Raw genomic sequence first — 2626 nt, 5'->3', positions numbered from 1 at the left:
CGTGACCGCCTGTTTCGGAACAGGCTGGAAATCGGTCACGTTGATAGCGAAATGAGCGGTCACGCGTTAGCGAAATGGCCGGTCACGATCTACCGAAACGACCGGTCACGGTGGGCCGAAATACGCAGTCAGTGGAATGGCAAGCTGGTCTGCGACGACTTCGCTGGCTACAAGGCCAGCTTCGAGCAAGGCATTACCGAAATCGGCTGCATGGCCCACGCCCGCCGCAAGTTCTTCGATCTGCACGCTGCAAACAAAAGCCAGTTGGCCGAACAAGCACTGCACGCGATGGGCAGCCTGTACGAAATCGAACGGCAAGCACGGGACATGAGCGATGAAGAACGCTGGCGAATACGACAGGAAAAGGCCTCACCGATCCTCGATACACTGCATGACTGGATGCTGGCCCAGCGTGATCTTGTGCCCAACGGATCGGCCACGGCGAAAGCCTTGGATTACAGCCTTAAACGCTGGGTAGCGCTGACGCGCTACCTGGAAGATGGAACTGTGCCCATAGACAACAACCAGGTCGAAAACCAGATCCGGCCCTGGGCACTGGGGCGCTCGAACTGGTTGTTTGCCGGGTCGCTACGCAGCGGCAAACGCGCGGCGGCGATCATGAGCCTTATCCAGTCGGCCCGCATGAACGGGCATGATCCGTATGCCTATCTCAAGGACGTGCTGACACGCCTGCCGACGCAGCGGGCGAGTGAGGTCGGCCAACTGCTGCCGCATCAGTGGGCGCCTGCCTGAATCACGCAAGGTGAGTTCGGCGGACGCTTACTTTATGAGTGCAGATCTGATAACTCTTATCGATGCGCCATCGGATGAACAGGATGACTTCTACAGTGATGATGATCTTTTCAAGATATCCTCCTGGGGAGCTGATCTGAGTTTTCGTGAGCTGATTTCTCGATATGACGAGGATGAACTGGTCAAGCCAGAACTCCAGCGAAACTACGTTTGGGACAAAACTGAAGCATCGAGATTTATAGACTCAGTTCTTCTCGGACTACCCGTTCCGAGCATTTTTCTAGCTAAGACAAAAGACGAAAAGCTTCTAATTATTGACGGCTACCAAAGATTTATGACCGTCAGAGATTACGTAAAGGGAATTTTCTCGAAAGACCAGTCTGTATTTCGACTGTCGCGAAGCGATAAGATTCATGAGCGCTGGAGAGGTAAGGCCTTTCTTGAATTGTCCGAAGATGAGCAGCGCAAGATTAGGAATACAACAATTCATGCAATTATCTTCATGCAACAACATCCTGCTAATGGTGATACTAGTCTATATCAAGTATTTGAGAGAATTAACTCAAGCGGCAGGACATTGCTGCCGCAAGAGATTAGAAACTGTATCTATCAGGGGCCGATCAACTCACTTCTGATCGAGTTAAATCTCAACAAAAGCTGGCGAGCTCTTTGGGGGGGTGAAAGCCCCGACGAACGGATGCGTGATCTTGAGCATATCCTTCGATTCTTTGCGCTCTCTGATGAAAGAATACTTACCTCGGATAAAGCGCCGACTAGAATTTCTCTGAAGAAATATCTGAACCAATATATGGATTCGGTTAATCATTCTGATTTTATCGCTGACCTTAAATCAAGATTTGAAGAAAGTATCAGTTTTGCTCATGAGAATTTTGGCTCTGGAGCATTCCATAATTTATCTTCAACAGAAGAAGGGAAGCTGGTACCGAATTTTAGTCCTACCTTGTTTGACTCTGTCATGATTTCAGTCGACGCTGCAATCAAGAGCGGAATAAATAACTTTGATAAAGGTGAGCTTGAAGCCAAACGGGTTGCTATTCTGAGGAGTCGGGAGTACCAGAAATTGCTATCCGAAGAAACAATGAGGGTTACAAACATTAGAACTAGGGTGGGAAAAATGTTTGGCGCGCTCTTTGGGGTAGAGATGCAATGAACAACATGGAAGTTAAGAAAATTCTCGATGATTGTCTTACGGAACTTGACGGGATAGCTGCACTGTTGACTGGGCTAGGAGATGGTGCGAAACCAACGCCCTACATCAAGAAGTACGCTGTTATTCGCGCAACCGGGAGCATTGAATCTGCCTTCAAGCAAACAATCGCTGACAAGATAGACAAGGATAGCCACATTCAGGTAAAAAATTTCATCAAAAGAAAAGTCCGCGACTCCTCATGCAATCCTAAACTCGGCATGATCGAAAACATGCTTACCGAATTTGACGAACGGTGGCGTGCTAGGTTTGACGAGCAAATGGCACTTGATGATAAGCCTAGGCTTAAGGGCGCACTTACAGCTTTGGTTGATGCTCGAAACGACTTTGCTCATGGAGGCGATCCGGACTTAGCTATCGATTCCACATTGAAGCACTTCAAAGACGGCGTACGAGTTATCGAAATCTTGGACGCTGTTGTTCATCATGACTATGAAGCAGACTAAACGTATAAGAACTCATTCCATCTGGCCTGCGCTAGAAGCTATGCAGATCGGTGGGTTTAGACCTTACGACTAACTGGGCGGCCGCGAAAACTGAGTGCAACACCTGACCTTTCCGGTACGGTGCTGCCCCTATGTCCTATTCCGAACTCAGCGTTGAAGAGCGCGCGATCATTCAGCTCAGTCAAGCTCAAGGCTTCAC

General features: G+C 49.0%; 3 protein-coding genes. All 3 read left to right on the top strand.

Going from position 1 to position 2626, the window contains the following annotated elements:
• The coding region (locus HBN63_RS21460) for an IS66 family transposase (protein WP_262499078.1) at positions 1-753 on the top strand (753 nt) is incomplete at its 5' end.
• Positions 754-787: 34 nt separating this feature from the next.
• The gene (locus HBN63_RS21455) at positions 788-1924 is read left to right on the top strand and encodes a DUF262 domain-containing protein (RefSeq protein ID WP_170050829.1); all 1137 of its coding nucleotides are present in this window, start codon (positions 788-790) and stop codon (positions 1922-1924) included.
• Positions 1921-2427 carry a HEPN domain-containing protein gene (locus HBN63_RS21450; RefSeq protein WP_170050828.1) on the top strand — a complete coding sequence of 169 codons (507 nt, stop codon included), beginning with the start codon at positions 1921-1923 and terminating at the stop codon, positions 2425-2427. The genes HBN63_RS21455 and HBN63_RS21450 overlap by 4 nt, the downstream gene beginning before the upstream one ends.
• Positions 2428-2626 lie beyond the last annotated feature (199 nt).

It is taken from the genome of Pseudomonas sp. WS 5011, from assembly GCF_012985775.1.
Lineage (GTDB): Bacteria > Pseudomonadota > Gammaproteobacteria > Pseudomonadales > Pseudomonadaceae > Aquipseudomonas > Aquipseudomonas peli.
This window is presented reverse-complemented; position numbering and strand designations above follow the sequence as displayed.

What these genes read in the sequence shown, in the direction of transcription:
- HBN63_RS21455 (WP_170050829.1), top strand. Translation starts at nt 788, where the DNA reads ATGAGTGCAGATCTGATAACTCTTATCGATGCGCCATCGGATGAACAG.
- HBN63_RS21450 (WP_170050828.1), top strand. Translation starts at nt 1,921, where the DNA reads ATGAACAACATGGAAGTTAAGAAAATTCTCGATGATTGTCTTACGGAA.